20 protein-coding genes and 2 tRNA genes are annotated in these 16,937 nt (G+C 43.1%); 6 read left to right on the top strand and 16 right to left on the bottom strand.

Going from position 1 to position 16,937, the window contains the following annotated elements:
• The first annotated feature begins 84 nt into the window (after positions 1 to 84).
• Positions 85 to 969, top strand: a complete 885-nt coding sequence (locus tag GQ367_RS02965; RefSeq protein ID WP_215291343.1) for a LysR substrate-binding domain-containing protein — start codon at positions 85 to 87, stop codon at positions 967 to 969.
• Positions 966 to 1,808 (top strand): EamA family transporter, encoded by an 843-nt coding sequence (locus tag GQ367_RS02960; RefSeq protein ID WP_251370199.1) that lies wholly within the window; start codon positions 966 to 968, stop codon positions 1,806 to 1,808. The genes GQ367_RS02965 and GQ367_RS02960 overlap by 4 nt, the downstream gene beginning before the upstream one ends.
• 42 nt (positions 1,809 to 1,850) lie before the next feature.
• On the opposite strand, the gene GQ367_RS02955 is transcribed toward GQ367_RS02960, so the two are convergent.
• The 3 genes from GQ367_RS02955 to pgsA all read right to left on the bottom strand — a co-directional run bounded on the left by GQ367_RS02955 (position 1,851) and on the right by pgsA (position 2,762).
• Positions 1,851 to 1,924: transfer RNA gene (locus tag GQ367_RS02955), tRNA-Cys, on the bottom strand.
• Positions 1,925 to 1,977: 53 nt separating this feature from the next.
• A tRNA-Gly gene (locus GQ367_RS02950) sits at positions 1,978 to 2,053 on the bottom strand.
• Positions 2,054 to 2,183: 130 nt separating this feature from the next.
• Complete coding sequence (gene pgsA, locus GQ367_RS02945) at positions 2,184 to 2,762, bottom strand: CDP-diacylglycerol--glycerol-3-phosphate 3-phosphatidyltransferase (RefSeq protein WP_215291341.1); 579 nt, start codon at positions 2,760 to 2,762, stop codon at positions 2,184 to 2,186.
• A gap of 176 nt (positions 2,763 to 2,938) precedes the next feature.
• Here pgsA and GQ367_RS02940 point away from each other — a divergent pair, with 176 nt between their 5' ends.
• A complete protein-coding gene (locus GQ367_RS02940) occupies positions 2,939 to 3,262 on the top strand; it encodes a DNA-binding transcriptional regulator (protein WP_215291339.1) in 324 nt (107 codons plus the stop codon).
• A gap of 12 nt (positions 3,263 to 3,274) precedes the next feature.
• Here the strand turns inward: GQ367_RS02940 and uvrC are convergent, their stop codons facing one another.
• Complete coding sequence (gene uvrC, locus GQ367_RS02935) at positions 3,275 to 5,149, bottom strand: excinuclease ABC subunit UvrC (RefSeq protein WP_215291337.1); 1,875 nt, start codon at positions 5,147 to 5,149, stop codon at positions 3,275 to 3,277.
• On the opposite strand from uvrC, the gene earP reads away from it, so the two are divergent.
• Positions 5,148 to 6,284, top strand: a complete 1,137-nt coding sequence (gene earP, locus GQ367_RS02930) for an elongation factor P maturation arginine rhamnosyltransferase EarP (RefSeq protein WP_215291335.1) — start codon at positions 5,148 to 5,150, stop codon at positions 6,282 to 6,284. The genes uvrC and earP overlap by 2 nt on opposite strands.
• Positions 6,281 to 6,841 carry an elongation factor P gene (efp, locus tag GQ367_RS02925; RefSeq protein ID WP_215291333.1) on the top strand — a complete coding sequence of 187 codons (561 nt, stop codon included), beginning with the start codon at positions 6,281 to 6,283 and terminating at the stop codon, positions 6,839 to 6,841. Before earP ends, efp begins: the two co-directional genes overlap by 4 nt.
• A 290-nt stretch (positions 6,842 to 7,131) precedes the next feature.
• Here the strand turns inward: efp and GQ367_RS02920 are convergent, their stop codons facing one another.
• Positions 7,132 to 7,662 carry a YeeE/YedE thiosulfate transporter family protein gene (locus tag GQ367_RS02920; protein WP_215291331.1) on the bottom strand — a complete coding sequence of 177 codons (531 nt, stop codon included), beginning with the start codon at positions 7,660 to 7,662 and terminating at the stop codon, positions 7,132 to 7,134.
• Between the two features lies 1 nt (position 7,663).
• Complete coding sequence (locus tag GQ367_RS02915; protein WP_215291329.1) at positions 7,664 to 8,218, bottom strand: YeeE/YedE thiosulfate transporter family protein; 555 nt, start codon at positions 8,216 to 8,218, stop codon at positions 7,664 to 7,666.
• Positions 8,219 to 8,411: 193 nt separating this feature from the next.
• On the opposite strand from GQ367_RS02915, the gene GQ367_RS02910 reads away from it, so the two are divergent.
• Positions 8,412 to 8,597: a hypothetical protein gene (locus tag GQ367_RS02910; protein WP_215291328.1), complete on the top strand. Its 186-nt coding sequence runs from the start codon at positions 8,412 to 8,414 to the stop codon at positions 8,595 to 8,597.
• A gap of 4 nt (positions 8,598 to 8,601) precedes the next feature.
• Here the strand turns inward: GQ367_RS02910 and nagZ are convergent, their stop codons facing one another.
• From nagZ to lepA, 10 genes are all read right to left on the bottom strand, one after another.
• Positions 8,602 to 9,678, bottom strand: a complete 1,077-nt coding sequence (gene nagZ / locus GQ367_RS02905) for a beta-N-acetylhexosaminidase (RefSeq protein ID WP_215291326.1) — start codon at positions 9,676 to 9,678, stop codon at positions 8,602 to 8,604.
• 79 nt (positions 9,679 to 9,757) lie between these two features.
• Positions 9,758 to 10,198, bottom strand: a complete 441-nt coding sequence (gene acpS / locus GQ367_RS02900; protein WP_215291325.1) for a holo-ACP synthase — start codon at positions 10,196 to 10,198, stop codon at positions 9,758 to 9,760.
• Positions 10,199 to 10,226: 28 nt separating this feature from the next.
• The gene (pdxJ, locus tag GQ367_RS02895; protein ID WP_215291323.1) at positions 10,227 to 10,988 is read right to left on the bottom strand and encodes a pyridoxine 5'-phosphate synthase; all 762 of its coding nucleotides are present in this window, start codon (positions 10,986 to 10,988) and stop codon (positions 10,227 to 10,229) included.
• A 26-nt stretch (positions 10,989 to 11,014) separates the two neighbouring features.
• Positions 11,015 to 11,419 (bottom strand): type II toxin-antitoxin system VapC family toxin, encoded by a 405-nt coding sequence (locus tag GQ367_RS02890; protein WP_215291321.1) that lies wholly within the window; start codon positions 11,417 to 11,419, stop codon positions 11,015 to 11,017.
• Positions 11,420 to 11,429: 10 nt separating this feature from the next.
• Positions 11,430 to 11,687 (bottom strand): type II toxin-antitoxin system Phd/YefM family antitoxin, encoded by a 258-nt coding sequence (locus tag GQ367_RS02885; RefSeq protein ID WP_215291319.1) that lies wholly within the window; start codon positions 11,685 to 11,687, stop codon positions 11,430 to 11,432.
• Between the two features lie 47 nt (positions 11,688 to 11,734).
• Positions 11,735 to 12,460: a DNA repair protein RecO gene (gene recO, locus GQ367_RS02880; protein WP_215291868.1), complete on the bottom strand. Its 726-nt coding sequence runs from the start codon at positions 12,458 to 12,460 to the stop codon at positions 11,735 to 11,737.
• A gap of 6 nt (positions 12,461 to 12,466) precedes the next feature.
• Entirely contained in the window at positions 12,467 to 13,372 is a 906-nt protein-coding gene (gene era, locus GQ367_RS02875) for a GTPase Era (RefSeq protein ID WP_215291317.1), read from the bottom strand.
• A gap of 22 nt (positions 13,373 to 13,394) precedes the next feature.
• Positions 13,395 to 14,198, bottom strand: a complete 804-nt coding sequence (gene rnc / locus GQ367_RS02870) for a ribonuclease III (protein WP_215291867.1) — start codon at positions 14,196 to 14,198, stop codon at positions 13,395 to 13,397.
• 20 nt (positions 14,199 to 14,218) lie between these two features.
• On the bottom strand, positions 14,219 to 15,025 hold the full coding sequence (gene lepB / locus GQ367_RS02865; RefSeq protein ID WP_215291315.1) for a signal peptidase I: 807 nt from the start codon (positions 15,023 to 15,025) through the stop codon (positions 14,219 to 14,221).
• On the bottom strand, positions 15,025 to 16,833 hold the full coding sequence (gene lepA / locus GQ367_RS02860) for a translation elongation factor 4 (protein ID WP_215291313.1): 1,809 nt from the start codon (positions 16,831 to 16,833) through the stop codon (positions 15,025 to 15,027). Before lepA ends, lepB begins: the two co-directional genes overlap by 1 nt.
• Between the last annotated feature and the right edge of the window lie 104 nt (positions 16,834 to 16,937).

The following is a 16,937-nucleotide window of genomic DNA, read 5'->3' as shown; positions in this document are numbered from 1 at the left end:
AGGACAAATTCATTTATTAGTACAAAGGTATTCAAAAAATCTATACTGAAATTGGTGCACAACAGCATTTAAAAAGGAAATTTGATGAGATTGACACAATTACGGTCATTCCATGCGGTAGCAAAGGCTGGTGGTTTTACTGGAGGGTCAAAATTACTACATATCAGCCAACCCACAGTAACTACTCAGGTTAGATTTCTTGAGGAATCTTATGGAATTGAGCTGTTTGTTAGAAAGGGGCATTCAGTAAAACTTACTCCACTCGGAGATAAATTATTTACCCTAACTCAAAAAATATTTGCTATTGAAGATGAAGCCATTCACTTTTTGAAAGATGCAGGTGATTTAAAAACTGGTCAACTAACTATCAGCGCAGTAGGACCTTTTCATGTCACTGAGATGCTAACCAGCTTCAATAAAAAATTTCCTGACATTAAAGTCAGAGTGCAAGTTGGTAACTCTGAGTCCGTTCTAAATATGGTTAAAAACTATGATGCGGACATTGCCGTGCTGGCACACTTCACAGATGATCCCACTTTTCTATCAACGCCCTACAGCACAAACCCCATTGTTCTTTTTGTCAACAAGCATCATCGATTTGCCAATAAAAAAACAATCAAGCTTAACGAACTTAACAATGAGCCTATGATCTTGAGAGAGGATGGTTCAACCACTAGAAAAGCTTTTGACGAATTATGTCGAAAAAAGAAAGTGTATCCAAAAATTATGATGGAAATTGGAAGTCGAGAAGCAATTCGCGAAGCAGTCATTAAGGGAATTGGGGTTAGTGTAGTTTCAGAATTTGAGTACATTCCTGATCCTGATATTTGTAAAATTCCATTTTCTGACGCATCAATCTATACGCATGCTCATGTCGTTTGTCTCAAAGAAAGAAAGGATGCTCGACTTGTAAAAGCATTTTTAGAAATAGTTTCAAAATTAAAAATAGATAATGGCTCATTACCATGACTTGGCAACTTATTTTATTAGTTCTTGCTGGTGCAATGCTTCATGCGGGATGGAATGTTTCCGTAAAATCAAGTACCGATAAAACTTTAGAAACCGGCTTAATACATTTATTTTGCTCAATTATTGCAATGCCAATTGCGTTTTATTTTGGAGCACCTCCTCAGGAGTGCTGGCCATTTTTACTTATCTCAGTGTTGATACATTTGGGATACTACTTCACGTTAGCCAACGCTTATCACCATGGGGAATTGGGTCTTGCCTACCCCCTCATGAGAGGAACTGCCCCTTTGTTTGTGGCTATTGGATCTTATTTTATTATCCCCGAAAGCACTATGAGTATTTGGGGATGGTCTGGCGTTTTTTTAATTTGCGTAGGAGTTATATTAATTGGGATTTCAGCAGGCTTGATGCGACACAAGCATGCAATCCTAATCGCGATGCTTAATGCAATTTTGATTGCATCCTACACCCTAGCAGATGCAGCTGGCATAAGAATCTCTGAAAATCCCATTCAATATATTGCATCCTTATTTGCCATTGATGGTTGGTTGTTTTGTGCTTGGGTATTTTTACTTAAAAAGAAAGTGGCCTTTGAATATGCAAAAAAGCGGTGGATTTATGCACTTGGGGGTGCTTCCGCATCAATCACCTCTTACTCTATCGCATTGTGGGCCATGACTGTAGCGCCTGTTGCTGCAATCGCCGCACTTAGAGAAACATCTGTTCTTTTTGCTATCTTATTTGGAGCTTGGTTTTTAAATGAAAAAATCAACAGCCGACGTTTACTAAGTATTTTTATGATTGTTCTTGGCGCTATGGCTATAAGGTTTTCAACTTAATTAAAAAAAGTCACAAAAATATTTGAACAATTTAATTGTTTTTGGAGGCGGAACCCAGAATCGAACTGGGGTACACGGCTTTGCAGGCCGCTGCATAACCACTCTGCCATCCCGCCGGGGATGAGTTGTTAAATTAAAAAGGGAAGCTGGTTAAGCTTCCCTCGTAATTTGGAGCGGGATAAGAGGCTCGAACTCTCGACCTATACCTTGGCAAGGTATCGCTCTACCAACTGAGCTAATCCCGCATAACAACAAGACCGTTACTTTACCATAATTTCAGCCCATGTCAAATAAATGGGCTTTTTATCTTTCTTAGGCTATGGCTACTACCCATATCAAAGTCGTTGTTTTTACTGACTTTTAATCATTAATTGATCAAAGGTCCGCTTTGGCCTTGATCATCGGCCAAGCCTTCTGTAGGTAATAGAACATCGACCAAACTGTCAGAACAGCAGCAATCCAAATCAAAGGCTTACCAATCGTTTTGGTATGGAATAGATTGAACAATGTGTCGTTAAAGAGCAAGAATGGAATCGCTATCAGTTGGGCAGCTGTTTTGAGCTTACCCACAAAGTGCACGGCCACACTCTTCGATGCGCCAATTTGAGCCATCCACTCTCTTAAAGCTGAGATTGTGATTTCGCGACCAATGATGACCAATGCCACCCAAACTTCTACACGATCAAAGTTAAGAAGTACTAAAAGAGCTGCGGCCACCATGAGTTTGTCTGCGACTGGATCTAAGAATGCGCCAAAAGCAGATACCTGACCCCACTTACGAGCCAAATAACCATCTAACCAATCTGTGATGGCTGCACCCACAAAGAAAATAGTTGCCCACAGGTTTTTCTCATCAATACTCAACCAAGATTCAGGCAAGTAAAAGATACCAACCACCAAAGGTATGGTCGCAACGCGTAACCAAGTGAGGAAGATCGGTAAATTAAAGGGCATGACGCTAGGATAAAGGAATTTCTTATGCTTGAGATACTTTGAAGCGCTATTCAATAAGATTTACCTCATCCAAAAATAACCCTTCTAACTACTATATGACTAAGTGATATAGTAAACAAGTTATCAATCCCAGATCAAAGAAGTTATTGCAGCAGGAAAATTAGAGGAGATTTGCCATGGTCCGTAAAGTGAAGGCTAAAACAGACATCTTGGCCGCCGTTCATGAAACAGCAAATGACTTACATGAATTAGGCTTTATAGATAAAAGAAAAATGCATAAATACAATTTGCTGTGCCTGCAGCCAATACCTGACTATGACAGCAAAAAGATTCGTAAACTCAGAAGCCAATTGCATCTGAGTCAATCCGTACTGGCAGCAGTTTTAAATACCAGCTTGTCTACAGTTCAAAAATGGGAAATTGGAGAAAAGCATCCGAGTGGCTCATCACTAAAACTACTTCACTTACTAGAAAGAAAAGGACTTGAAGCAGTTTTGTAAATCAGTGATGCATCAGTGCAATTGTTTATAAATAATCTCAGCCAAGGCCTTTGAAATACCTTCCACTTGCTGAAGCTCTTCAATGGTGGCACTGGTGACGCCTTTTAGTCCACCGAATCGAGCCAAAAGTTTTTGACGTCTCTTAGCCCCTATGCCTTCAATCTCTTCTAGGCGCGAGACGTTTCTGGTTTTCTGTCTCTTGGCCCTCATGCCAGTAATAGCAAAACGATGAGCCTCATCCCTGATTTGAGCAGTGAGCAAAAGTGCAGGACTTTCTAAGCCGAGGGTCATGGGTTCACGTTGATCAGCAAAGATGAGAGTTTCTAAACCAACTTTCCTACCCTCACCTTTGGCAATGCCGACAATCATGTGAATATCCAAACCCAATTCATCAAAGACTTCCTTGGCCATACTGACCTGCCCTTTACCACCATCGACTAAAACAATGTGAGGCTGTTTCTCAGGAGGTATTTCTTGAAAGTTGGCATAACGCCTGTGAAGCACTTGGCGCATCGCCGCATAGTCATCACCTGGAATGATGTCATTGATATTAAAGCGGCGGTACTCGCCACTTTGCATGTCGTGCTTTTGATAAACCACACAACTGGCTTGAGTGGCTTCACCTGAGGTGTGGCTGATGTCAAAACATTCAATGCGCAAATCTTCAGCATTTTCAAGATCAAGGTTGAGCACCTCAATCAATGATCGCGTTCTGGTTTCTTGCCCACCAGCTTCTGTGAGTCGTTTCGTCAAAGCCAATTCAGCATTGTTCTGCGCCATGATCAACCAATGCTTGCGTTGACCTTGCGGTTGCTTGAGGATCTGTACCTTTTTATTGGCTTTGGAATTTAGAAGCTCTTGTAACTCATCATTTTCTGGAGAATCACTGAAGTCTTGAATGACCATGACTTTAGGAATGAGCTTCAAAGATTCAGCGTCATCACTCAAATAGTGTTGGGTGATGAATGCTTGCATGACTTCATCACTATTGGGCATGGCATCTTCTTTGAAGCGCCCCATTTTTGGAAAGTAAGCTCTATCACCCAAATGACGACCACCTCGCACCATGGCCAAATTAATACAAGCCAAGCCACCCTTCATCGCAATGGCCAAGATATCAACATCGCCTTCACCATCAGCCACAGTGTCCATGGATTGTTGTTGTAGCACTTGTGACAAATCAGCGATTCGGTCGCGCATCATGGCAGCTTGTTCAAACTGCATGTTGTCACTGTAGGACTGCATCGCCTGCTCGAACTCGGCCATGACACTGGCGTGATCACCCTCTAAAAATTGAACAGCCTTTTGGATGTCTTGAGCATAATTTTGCTCGGTGATTCTGCCCACGCAAGGCGCACTGCACCGATGGATCTGATGCAATAAACAAGGTCTGCTTCTATTTTTAAAAATAGTGTCTTCACAGGTTCTTATTTGAAACACTTTTTGCAGAATCTGAATGCTGTTTCTAACCGCCCATGAATTCGGAAACGGTCCGTAATACTGATGGCGCTTATCCACCCGGCCACGGTAATAAGCCAAACGTGGATACTGATGACCAGAGAGCATCACATACGGGTAAGACTTATCATCTCTGAATAAGATGTTGAATGGCGGTGACAGTTCTTTGATCAGATTGTTCTCTAGAATCAAAGCTTCGGTTTCTGTGCGAGTAACTGTGGTCTCTAATGAACGAATTCTGGTGACCATGCGCTCAATGCGCGGCGATGACAGATTGCGCTGAAAATAACTGTTGACGCGCTTTTTTAAGTCTTTGGCCTTGCCAACGTATAAGATTTGTCCTGCTTCATCGAAAAAGCGATAAACACCTGGCAAACCAGGTAATTTTTTAACATCATTTAAGAGGGATTCAGGGGTCTCATTCGACATGCGTTGGGATATCTTTTGTCAAATCGTCGATAACTATGGTGATGCTGGTGTTTGCTGGCGTCTGGCCAGGGCCTTGTCACGATTATCGTCCTCATCTGTTAATACTGTAAGTTCTGTTGAATGTGATGATAGTCGTATTCGTTTATTTTGCGATGATTTAAATGTTTTAAATGTGATCGCCCATGGAGATGCCGTGGCTCATGGGGCAAGTTTAGGCATCGAGGTCTTACCTTGGTCCGCTGCTGAATCACCAGCTGTTTTAGCTTCAGTGGGTGATGTGGTGATTGAGGCCTTTGCCTGTCACTTACCGCAACCCTATATTGAGGCCATGGTTCAAAAGGCGTCTAATCAGGCACCGATTTGGATCAATCTTGAATACCTCACGGCAGAAACTTGGGCAGACGACATGCACTTGATGCCATCGCCACAAAACAATGGGCTTAACAAGTATTTTTATTTCCCAGGCTTCACCCCTAAAACAGGTGGTGTGCTCTTAGGTGATTGGCACGAAGTTACTTCTGATAAAAAGACATCACCGCCCAACTCTTTGGCTTTGGTGCTTCAGTCATGTCGACCTGCATCTAAAAAAATATCTGTTTTCAATTACAAACAAGCGCCTTTGGATGCATGGCTCAGCTCAGTAAACCAAACTGCCTTTGCTCATGGTGATCAGGTCGACGTGTTTTTGTGTGCAGATCAAAATGTGTCAGCTGCAACACAAAAAGTATTTTCTTTAGAAGGTTCGGCAGTGAAGTTAATTCAACTGCCCTTCATCCCTCAAGAGGACTACGATTACCTACTATCTATTTGCGACATGAACTTGGTCCGTGGAGAAGATTCTTTTGTTCGCGCCCAATGGGCAGGCAAACCATTCATTTGGGACATCTATCCGCAGTCTGATTTGGCTCATGAAATCAAATTAGAAGCGTTTTTAGACCGTTATTTTGAAGGCGCCTCCCCCGAATTGAGAGCTTTTGGCATGTCAGCCATGAAATGGGCTCCCGCTGAAGGCTGGTGGCCTCATTTAAATGCTTTGACCCAGCATTCCAAGGACTGGGCCGATAAGTTAGTAGCTTTAGGTCATTTAGAGGGTAAAATCTTAGACTTTGTGAAATCTCAGGAAATATCGCGATGAAAATTGCTCAAGAACTCCGCGTAGGTAACGTTGTAATGTTGAATGGCCAACCTTTGGTGATTCAGAAATCAGAATACAGCCGTTCAGGTCGTAATGCTGCAGTGGTGAAGATGAAGTTCAAGAACTTGATCACCGAAGCACCTAACGAAGGCATTTTTAAAGCTGATGACAAATTTGAAGTTGTGATCTTGGAGCGCAAAGAGTGCACATACTCTTACTTCGCAGATCCAATGTATGCATTCATGGACACAGAATTCAACCAGTATGAAGTTGAAAAAGACAACATGGGTGACGCCTTGAATTACTTAGAAGATGCGATGCCAGTTGAAGTAGTTTTTTACGAAGGTAAAGCATTGTCTGTTGAATTGCCAACCATTGTTATTCGTGAAATCACTTACACAGAGCCAGCTGTTAAGGGCGACACAAGCTCAGGCCGTGTATTGAAGAATGCAAAGATTGCTACAGGCTACGAACTACAAGTTCCATTGTTCTGCAGCGAAGGTGACAAGATCGAGATCGATACACGCACTGGCGAATACCGCAGCCGCGCTAACTAATTGATGTTGTTAGGCATTCAATCCAATTGATTGAATGTGTAAAAAATCAGAATAAAACCACTCTGCGGAGTGGTTTTTTCTTTGGTGCATATTGATTAATTTTTAAGCAAACAACCTAGCATCTTGAATCGAGAAGGTTTCAGTTGAATTCAACAGTAGTTATCAACATTTTCTGTGGATAACTCAACGAGAAGATTTGTTTTCATGAGCCAAAAGAGTGCAAGAAAATAAAAAGCCACCGCATAGATTGTCACCCATGCAGTGGCTTTTATTTTTTAAAGCTGATGTGCTTAGATGCCTTTTTTCTCAAACCATCTGAACATGATCAAAGTGATGATCGTGAAAATCACAGCAATCACCCAGTGATTGATACCCAATACTTCAGGCAAACCAATCTTGCCAAAATCAGCCCAAGATAAAACGGTGGATTTAAAGAATGGGAATAACTCAGCATAAATACCAGCACCCACAATCATGCCAATCGCACCAAATACAGAGTGCCAACGGCCTTCACCAATCGCACCAACCGATGTGCCTGGGCAAAAGCCCATCACTGCCCAACCAATACCAAACAATGAGCCGCCCACCAAAATAGCACCGACGTTCATGGCTTTATGGCTGAGTTTGATGATGCCCATGTCATGCATGGCCAAAATACCAAACATACCCACGATGATTGCTGACAACATGAACTTAAAAATCGTCATGTCTTTAAACAGCATTGCACCCACTTGTTTGTCGTAACGAAGTACACGGCCTTTTTGCAATAAGAAGCCAAAAAAGATACCTGTCACCAATCCTAATATTTGTTCTGTAGACATGTTATTGCCCCTTTCTGTACATCAAGTTAGCAACTAAAGCACCGGCACCAAAGAAGAAAGCCAAGGCGATGAATGAACTCATGGAAAGCTGCATCATGCCGCTCAATCCGTGACCACTTGGACAACCATCGGCCATGCGTGCGCCAATCATTGCAACAATGCCACCCAAGAATGAAAAAATGGCGCGCTTACCAACCGACGCACCGAAACGTTTTTCCCATGTTGGTGGAACTGCTTCTAACTTGAAACTTTTATCCATCAATGAAGAAATCAAGGCACCAAAGAAAATACCGATGATCATCATGAACTGCCAATCCACCTTCACTTTTTCTTTGAGGTAGTAAGCATTTTCAGCAACGTGAGCTGGATCCACACTTTGGAATAACAAACCAGCCGCTCTCACAAACGTTGTTGAAGCTCCTAGATAGTTAGACTTACCCATCAAAGTCGTGGTGAGGTAAACCGAAATGATTGCCAAGAGCCCCACCAATGCTCCAGCTAGATAAGGACTCCAACCAGAGGACTCCCCACCCTTGTTTTGGACTTGTTCTGACATTTTTGCCTTCCTTTTTAAGTACTTATTAATTTATTCAACAACAATATATATTAATATATATTAAAAATGGCTTAAATGTCAATCTAGGGTGTAAGTTTCACAATAGCTAGGGTTATGGGAAACACTTATAACTATATCTAGTAGTTTGTGTTAATTTATTGGTAGTTTAAAAGGAGCTTTATTAAGCCTAACTATGAAAAAAATAGTCGACGTATTTAAAAGAAAAGACCGCAGTTTGGTTTGGACGTATGTGATCTCATTGGATCGCAACCGCCTCACCTCCGGCATCATTGAATTCGAGCATGAAGCCTTGCGTCTATCTGAATTAGAAGATCGTGGCGGCGCCGAATCATTGACCGCTAGAGTCAGGCCCGCTTAATCCCTTAAGCAATCAATTTCAGCTGTTTAAGAAGTTGCTTTGCTCTTAGGTAATCCGGACTGGCTTGTAACTCCGCCCAAGACATCGCAACAGATGTTGGCATCAATTTCTGAACCCTTGCGCGTGACACTTGATACGCTTTTTCATCATAGGTCAGTTCATTGAGCAACTGATCTGCCAAATCCGGGCGATTACAAATCAACACTTGATCACACCCTGCTTGAAGAGCTAGCTTAGCGCCTTTGACCACGCTTCCAGCTACTGAAGCACCTTCCATCGATAGATCATCACTAAAAATCACACCAGTGAACTGTAACTGCTTTCTTAAGATATCTTGTAACCAAATCTTAGAAAAGCCTGCTGGATTTTTATCAACCTTCGGATAAATGACGTGAGCTGGCATCACTGATGCCAAACCAAGACCTAAGTACTCATAAGGTTTTGCATCATCACTCATGATTTGCTTCAAAGAACGCTCATCGACAGGAATGGCCACATGCGAATCTGCTTCGGCAAAACCATGTCCTGGAAAATGTTTGCCGCAGTTCGCCATGCCCGCCAATTGCAAACCATGATTCAAGCTCTTAGCCAGTGTGGCTGCAATTTGTGGGTCACGATGAAACGAACGATCACCAATCACACCACTGCGACCAAAGTCCAAATCCAACACAGGTGTGAAACTAAAATCCACGCCACAAGCTCTTAATTCTGTTGCCAACACATAGCCAGCTGCTGTTGCAGCCTCCATGGCCTTTAAAGCGTGCTCTGCGGTGGCTTTCTTGCCGAAGTTCACCCAAATATCACCCAACTTTTTCATAGCAGGCAAATGTGTAAAGCCATCGGTTCTGCAACGCTGCACACGACCACCCTCATGATCAATGCTGATCATCACATCACTGCGAATCGCCTTGATGGATTTGGTTAAAGCAGTTAACTGGGCTCTGTCTTGATAATTACGTCCAAATAAAATCACACCGCCAGTTTTAGGATGAGCAATGCGGCGAATATCTTCTTTGCTAAGAGTTTTGCCAAGAACATCAAGAACGATGGGGCCTGCTTTGAATGAATTTAATTTGCTCATATAGTTTTAGATGAATGATTTATTTATTTGTTTATTTGTTTATTTGCTTATTTATTTGATCAATTTTGTCATTACAAGATCAAGAGCCAGAAAGATCTTTTGGATCAGTCACACCAGAGACAACAGGGGTTCCATAAATCACAATCACAAAGGCCATGGCCATATCAACTTCATCGGTGATGCTGACTTGAGCTGTGAAGAACTTCTCTTCCATGAATGTTTGTAAGCGACCAGAACACTTGATGATGGGCTTGCCACTCGGATCATTCAAGGTTTGCATGGCTCGCCAAGACATCGGGCTGCGCATACCCAAACCAATGGCTTTTGAGAAAGCTTCTTTGGCAGCAAAACGCGTTGCTAAGTAAGCCATGCCTCTGGATTCATTGCGAGCCAAACGTCCTTTGAAGACCTGCATTTCATCAGGTCCAAGAATGCGCTCAGCCAAGCGGCCATTGGTGCGCTGATAAGCCGCTTTCAGGCGATCAATCTTTAATAGGTCTGTTCCAATGCCTGCGATCATGATGGTTATCGTTATTTAATATCTAGGATCAATGCTTCTGGTTCATGGCACGTTGGCGGGCATTTAGCATAAGAGTTCTCATGTCTTGGATCGCAGCCTTCCAACCTTTAAAGACAGCCTCAGCCACAATCGCATGCCCAATGTTCAGTTCTGCAATTTCTAATATTTCAGCAATTGCCTCAACATTACCTTCATGCAAACCATGGCCTGCATTAACTTTTAAACCAATTGAATATGCAAATTTGGCCGCTGTCTTGATACGCTCCCACTCTTTGGCTTGCTCAGCTCCAGAAGTGTCAGCATATTTACCTGTGTGCAATTCAATCACTGTGGCACCAGTTTCTTTGGCTTTCGTGATTTGCTGCTCATCAGGGTCAATGAAAATTGAAACAGTGATGCCAGCTTGCAATAGGCGTTGGGTAGAACTTTTAACGTTGTCAAAATTGCCAATGACATCTAAACCACCTTCAGTTGTCACCTCTTGACGCTTTTCTGGAACCAAACAAACATCATGAGGTTTGACCTGACAAGCAATCTCAATCATCTCAGGCGTGACAGCGCACTCTAAGTTCATGCGAGTCTTAATCAAGGGGCGCATAGCGATCAAATCAGCATCCTTGATATGGCGACGATCTTCTCTTAAATGCAATGTGATCAAATCAGCGCCATACTCTTCTGCTAATTGAGCAGCCTTGAGAGGATCCGGATAGTGCGTGCCTCGCGCATTTCTGAGCGTGGCAACGTGGTCAATGTTGATACCTAGATCGATGATGTTTTTAGGTTTTAGCATTTATGAACCATTCAATAAATTATTGTCTAAATCTTAAAAGGATTTAGGATATCAACATTAAATCTTTTGAAGTCTTTAACATTTCTAGTAACTACTGTTAAACGATGAGTTAATGCTGTAGCTGCAATCATCGCATCTTCAATCACAGTATCAGATTGTCTATGCATTAATTGAGCCCACACTCGAAAAACATTTCCATCCATTGGCAAAACACTATACAGGCCAGCTATTTGATTTAACCATTCCTCTAAAATTTTTGCCTTAACTAAATCTTGCTCACGGGTTTTTTCAATTCCAGATTGAATCTCACCAATACTCACTGCAGAGATAAATAACTCAGAATCAGACGTATTAGTTAACCAAGACAGAACAGCACCATGTGGTTTTGTGCGCCTAAATTCAGAAATAACATTTGTATCAAGTAAGTACATGAATAATCTTTTAAAGTTTAACAATTGGACGGCGCTTAGACCTTCCTCTCTCAGGTAAATCTAAGTCAACTCCGGGACCACCAGCCAACAGCAATGACTTTAATGTTGGTCGAGCATTATCTTTTAGTTGATTCCAAACTTCTATTGGTACAAGAACAGCTGCCTCCTCGCCACGACGAGTGACAATTTGAGGCCCCTGACTCAAGCATGCATTCAAAAACTCGCTAAATTTGGCTTTAGCATCCTGAACTTGCCAGTTATTTTTCATCCTAAACCCCATATGACTAGTTAGATGACTAGTCATTATACAGAAATTTAGATTTTTTTCAAATCAATCAAGATCTGCCGCGTCATCATGGATTGATCGGGCAAGTGCAGACCTAACAAGAATCGTGTGAGCGCTTTACTTTGAATCAGGGTTTCTGGATCTTGATAGTTTTTATCATTCATACAGAGCAGATGTTTGCCTGTCATCACAGGCCAATGTCCTGGGTCATCAGCTTGAAGCTTGCGAATACCTCTCTCTGGCTGATAAACGTAGTGCTCATCTTCTTCAGGAGTAGTTTGAGTATCAATACAAAAATTCAAAGCCGCGGCAAAGCCCGCTTCCTTTAATAAACTTAATTCAAAGGGGCGCAAGATAGGTTCAAGCTCTTTAGGATCTTGCCCAAGCAAATGAACTGTTTTGGCGTACTCTTCGTATAAGTCTTCATAAGAGTCTTCTCTGGCAATGAATTTAACCAAAAGTTCATTGAGATAAAAGCCACACAACAAAGCATCGCCCACCAATGGAGGAACACCACCCAACCACTCTGCTTTGGTCATGGTGCGCAGCTCACTTTTACCGCTCCAAGAGACAGCCAAAGGTTGAAAGCGCTGTAAGACTGGTCGCAAGACAGAATGAGGGCGCTTTGCGCCCTTGGCAATCAAAGCCATGCGCCCATATGAGCGCGTGAATACATCAAGAATTAAACTGGTTTCTTTGTACGGAATACTGTGAAGTACAAAGGCAGGTTCATCGTTGACGCGAGTCGACATGATGGTGGATTACTCTATGCCCTGCTCACGCAGAATCACACGATCATCTGCCCAACCACTCTTGACCTTGACCCAAGTTTCTAAAAACACTTTGCCATCAAAAAGCTTTTCCATGTCTTGGCGAGCCTCAGTGGAGATGCGCTTCAACTTTGCACCTTTTTCACCGATCACCATGGCTTTGTGACTATCGCGGTCTACCAAAATCGTGGCAGCAATGCGACGCATCGTTCCATCCATCTTGAATTGGTCGATGATCACAGCGCTGGCATAGGGCAACTCATCGCCTGTGTGACGAAATACTTTTTCTCTCAAAATCTCAGCAGCCAAGAATTTCTCACTGCGATCCGTCAACATATCAGGCTCGTAAATCGCTTCTTGCTCAGGCAAGTACGGCTCTAATAATCCTAACAAACGCTTCACATCATCGGTATTTTTGGCTGTCATGGGAATGATTTCTGAGAACTCAAACTTCTCACTCATCTCACGCATGAAGGTAAATAGCTTTTGATCGCGATCTTCTGGGGCATCTGCTCTTGAAGCAAATACATCTAATTTGTTAGCCAACAAAACCACTGGGATATTTTTAGGCAATATCTCAAGCACCTGTTCGTCCGCCTTGCTCCAGTAACCTGATTCCACCACAAAAAGAATCACGTCCACATCCGCCATGGTGGTTTTCACCGTGCGGTTCATCACTTTGTTCATGGCGTTGTTATATTTTGTCTGGAACCCCGGTGTATCAACCAAAACATATTGCGCTGTCTCAGTGGTGTTAACACCCAAAATGCGATGACGTGTTGTTTGAGCTTTGCGTGAGGTGATACTGACTTTTTGACCCACCAATGCATTGAGCAAGGTTGACTTACCTACGTTTGGGCGACCTACAAGTGCTACGGTTCCACATCGAAATGACATCGACTATTCCTTGATTTTTACTTTACTCTGATTTCAACTTCAAATTCAGTTGATCATCTGTAGGATCTTTAGCCGTGACTAAAGATGCTTTCTTTTTTGTTGCTTTTGTCTTTTTAGGCTTTCTGCCAGATTGAGAAACAATCTTTTGGGCAGCCTCTAAAGATAACTTGGCAGCCGCTTGCTCAGCGGCTCTACGAGACGCACCCTTACCGTTGAGAGTGACCTTCAAACTTGGAATGGAGCACTCAACTTCAAACTGTTGATTATGGGCCACGCCCGTGGTTGCAACGACCGTGTAGATAGGCAACGGTAATTGATGCCCTTGAAGGTATTCCTGCAAGAGAGTCTTGTCATCTTTACCCAAGGTTCTTGGATCCACATGCTCCAAAATTTGCGAATACCACTTTCTCAATACTTTTTTAGAGGCCTCAAAGCCAGAATCCAAAAAGATGGCTCCCACAATCGCTTCAAAACTATCTGCCAGAATCGATGGGCGCTTAAAGCCACCACTCTTGAGCTCACCCTCACCTAAACGAAGGCAGTCAGAGAGTTGCAAAGCTTGAGCGATTTCATACAAGGCTTGTTGCTTGACCAAATTAGCGCGAACTCTGGATAAATCACCCTCATCCAAATCACTGTAACGCTCATACAGCATCTCAGCAACGGTGCAGTTCAAGACTGAGTCACCTAAAAACTCCAAGCGCTCATTGTTCTTTTTGCTGTGACTGCGATGAGTCAAAGCCTGCATCAATAAATCAGGCTTTTGAAACGTATAACCCAAACGCTCCTGCAAGAGTTTGATGTCTAGAGGTGCGCGAGGAGTCATATCGCTCTTGGCTACCTTACTCACTCAAAACGCCCAATGCGTTTAAGGTCGCCTAAATTCATCCAAACAAAGAAGGCTTTACCAACCAAATTATTTTCAGGAACAAAGCCCCAAAAGCGGGAGTCTGCTGAATTATCTCGGTTATCACCCATCACAAAGTAATGACCTTTTGGCACTGTACAAGTCACACCAGTCATGGTGTAAGTGCAGTTCTCCGCATAAGGAAAACGATCTTGTATGAAGACACCAGCAGGACGCTCAGGATGATTTAAAACATTGTAAGAATGGCCGCCGAATTCTTTAGGGAATGTCTCCTTAAAGAATTTTGCATAAATCATACTTTCGGGATCGAGATAATCAGGTTTGGCTTCAGACAGAAACTCTTGGCCGTTGATGGTCAAGCGCTTACCCTGGTAAGAAATCACATCCCCTGGCAAACCAATCACACGTTTGATGTAATCAACTGATTCATCTTTAGGAAAGCGAAAAACAGCGACATCACCGCGCTCTGGCGAATTCATCTCAATCACTTTTTTATTGATGACTGGCAAACGAACACCATAAGTGAATTTATTTACCAAAATAAAATCACCAATCATCAAGGTAGGAATCATCGAACCTGATGGAATCTTGAAAGGCTCAAACAAGAATGAGCGCAAAAAGAATACGGCAAAAATAACAGGGAAAAAGCTGGCCGTGTACTCCACCCACAAAGGCATGCGATCAATACCTGCCGCTTTTCTTTTTGGAGCAAACACCAACTTATCAGCAGCCCAGGCAATACCCGTCACAAGTGACAAAATCAAAAGTATCAAAGCGAAGTTCATTATTTATCCTCCACTTGCAAGATGGCCAAGAAGGCTTCTTGTGGAATTTCCACACTGCCCACCTGCTTCATGCGGCGCTTACCTTCTTTTTGCTTCTCTAATAATTTCTTCTTACGAGTGATGTCACCACCGTAACACTTGGCCAACACGTTTTTACGCAAGGCCTTCACGTTTTCACGAGCAATGATGCCGCTGCCAATCGCCGCCTGAATCGCCACATCAAACATCTGACGAGGAATGATCTCGCGCATCTTGGCGACAACTTCACGGCCACGGTATTGACTGTTACTTCTGTGAACGATGATCGATAGAGCATCGACTTTTTCACTGTTGATCAAGATATCTACCTTGACCACATCAGATGCACGGTATTCCTTGAACTCATAGTCCATTGATGCGTAACCGCGAGAAATTGACTTTAAGCGATCAAAGAAATCGAGCACGATTTCAGCCATCGGCATCTCATAAGTTAACTTCACTTGACGGCCCACATACTGCATATCCATCTGGATGCCACGCTTACCTGTACACAAGGTGATGACTGCGCCAACATACTCTTGCGGCATGAACAAGTTCACGACCACGATTGGTTCCATGATCACTTCAATGCGACTTGGGTCTGGCATTTTTGATGGGTTATCCACCACGATCTTTGAACCATCTTTGAGGTCTACTTCGTAAACCACGGTTGGGGCAGTCGTGATGAGTTCCATGTTGAACTCACGCTCTAAACGCTCTTGCACAATCTCCATGTGCAATAAACCCAAGAAGCCACAACGGAAACCAAAGCCAAGGGCTTGAGATACCTCTGGTTCGTACATCAAAGCCGCATCGTTTAACTTTAATTTTTCTAAAGATTCACGCAAGGCATCGTATTGATTTGATTCAACCGGGTACAAACCTGCAAACACCTGAGGTTGAACTTCTTTGAAGCCTGGCAAAGGTGCAGATGCTGGAGTTCTATTTTGTTGACCTGGCGCGTGCGTGACTGTGTCACCCACCTTGGCAGCTTTCAACTCTTTGATACCAGCAATGATGAAACCCACTTGTCCAGCAGATAAGTCAGGGCGATCCACTGACTTTGGTGTGAAGACTCCAACGTGCTCAACCAAATGTTGAGTACCTGAAGCCATCAACAAAACTTTATCCTTTGGTTTGAGTGTGCCATTGATCACACGCACCAACATCACCACACCCACGTAGTTATCAAACCACGAATCAACGATCAATGCTTGGAGAGGTGCAGTCGCATCACCTTTTGGTGGTGGTACTTTTTTAATTAAATCTTCAAGAACATCCTGGACGCCCAAACCAGTTTTTGCTGAACAAGACACAGCATCGGTGGCATCGATACCAATCACATCTTCGATTTCTTGTTTGGCGCGATCAGGATCTGCCTGAGGCAAATCAATTTTGTTTAAAACAGGCACAACTTCCACACCCAATTCGATGGCTGTGTAACAGTTGGCCACTGTTTGAGCCTCAACTCCCTGGCTGGCATCAACTACCAACAAAGCACCTTCACAAGCAGACAATGATCGGCTGACCTCATAAGAGAAGTCGACGTGTCCTGGGGTATCAATCAAGTTGAGGTTATAAATTTTACCGTCGCGGGCTTTGTAGCTCAAAGCCGCGGTTTGGGCCTTGATTGTGATGCCGCGCTCTTTCTCAATGTCCATAGAATCAAGGACTTGAGCTTCCATTTCGCGATCTGAAAGGCCACCACATAGCTGAATAATTCGGTCTGCTAGGGTCGACTTTCCGTGGTCGATATGGGCAATGATAGAAAAGTTACGTATATGGTCCATGGATTCCTTAAAACGGCTTGCCGCAATGCAACACCATATTGCACTGCAATAAGACGCCTCTAACCTCTATTGTAGTCGGAACGGGGGTCTCCCCCCGATTTCCA

The organism is Polynucleobacter sp. MWH-CaK5, assembly GCF_018687615.1.
Classification (GTDB): Bacteria; Pseudomonadota; Gammaproteobacteria; order Burkholderiales; family Burkholderiaceae; genus Polynucleobacter.
This window is presented reverse-complemented; position numbering and strand designations above follow the sequence as displayed.